Below are 1026 nucleotides of genomic sequence, written 5' to 3' on the forward strand. Positions count from 1 at the left end.
TCAGGTTGATAGGTCTGAGGTGGAAGTGTGGCGACACATGGAGCTGACAGATACTAATCGATCGAGGACTTAACCAATTTGAATGTATGCTTACTGTTATCTAGTTTTGAGAGAACACTCTCAATGGTTTGGTGGCGATAGCGAAGAGGTCACACCCGTTCCCATACCGAACACGGAAGTTAAGCTCTTCAGCGCCGATGGTAGTCGGGGGTTTCCCCCTGTGAGAGTAGGACATCGCCAGGCAGACTTCATTCCGCAGTAGCTCAGTGGTAGAGCTATCGGCTGTTAACCGATCGGTCGTAGGTTCGAATCCTACCTGCGGAGCCATTTATGGAGAGCTGTCCGAGTGGCCGAAGGAGCACGATTGGAAATCGTGTAGGCGGTAACCCCGTCTCAAGGGTTCGAATCCCTTGCTCTCCGCCACTGATACTTATACATAATTACAATTGAAAGTCTGGGCCCGTTGGTCAAGCGGTTAAGACACCGCCCTTTCACGGCGGTAACACGGGTTCGAATCCCGTACGGGTCACTTATATGATGGAGGATTAGCTCAGCTGGGAGAGCATCTGCCTTACAAGCAGAGGGTCGGCGGTTCGAGCCCGTCATCCTCCACCATTATATCATCGCGGGGTGGAGCAGTTCGGTAGCTCGTCGGGCTCATAACCCGAAGGTCGCAGGTTCAAATCCTGCCCCCGCAACCAAATTTTAAAATGGTCCGGTAGTTCAGTTGGTTAGAATGCCTGCCTGTCACGCAGGAGGTCGCGGGTTCGAGTCCCGTCCGGACCGCCATTTTACTTTACTTAGTAGAGAAAAATAAAACATTTGGCTCGGTAGCTCAGTTGGTAGAGCAACGGACTGAAAATCCGTGTGTCGGCGGTTCGATTCCGTCCCGAGCCACCATTTGCCGGTGTAGCTCAATTGGTAGAGCAACTGACTTGTAATCAGTAGGTTGGGGGTTCAAGTCCTCTTGCCGGCACCACCTTTATATGTTATACTATATGAGTCTATTGTAATAAGAGCCATAAG

At 51.1% G+C, this 1026-nt stretch carries 8 tRNA genes and 2 rRNA genes (1 of these 10 cut by a window edge); all 10 read left to right on the plus strand.

The window, feature by feature from the left end:
• Nucleotides 1-77 (plus strand): 23S ribosomal RNA (locus tag ACFVFS_RS40360) (it extends 2853 nt beyond the left edge of the window).
• A gap of 50 nt (nt 78-127) precedes the next feature.
• Nucleotides 128-243 (plus strand): 5S ribosomal RNA (rrf, locus tag ACFVFS_RS40365).
• Between the two features lie 9 nt (nt 244-252).
• A tRNA-Asn gene (locus tag ACFVFS_RS40370) sits at nt 253-327 on the plus strand.
• Between the two features lie 5 nt (nt 328-332).
• Nucleotides 333-423 (plus strand) — tRNA-Ser (locus ACFVFS_RS40375).
• Nucleotides 424-457: 34 nt separating this feature from the next.
• Nucleotides 458-529, plus strand: a tRNA-Glu gene (locus ACFVFS_RS40380).
• A gap of 10 nt (nt 530-539) precedes the next feature.
• A tRNA-Val gene (locus ACFVFS_RS40385) sits at nt 540-615 on the plus strand.
• 9 nt (nt 616-624) lie between these two features.
• Nucleotides 625-701 (plus strand) — tRNA-Met (locus ACFVFS_RS40390).
• A gap of 11 nt (nt 702-712) precedes the next feature.
• A tRNA-Asp gene (locus ACFVFS_RS40395) sits at nt 713-789 on the plus strand.
• A gap of 35 nt (nt 790-824) precedes the next feature.
• Nucleotides 825-900 (plus strand) — tRNA-Phe (locus ACFVFS_RS40400).
• A 3-nt stretch (nt 901-903) separates the two neighbouring features.
• Nucleotides 904-979: transfer RNA gene (locus ACFVFS_RS40405), tRNA-Thr, on the plus strand.
• Nucleotides 980-1026 lie beyond the last annotated feature (47 nt).

This window comes from Kitasatospora sp. NPDC057692 (assembly GCF_042799475.1).
Classification (GTDB): Bacteria; Actinomycetota; Actinomycetes; order Streptomycetales; family Streptomycetaceae; genus Kitasatospora.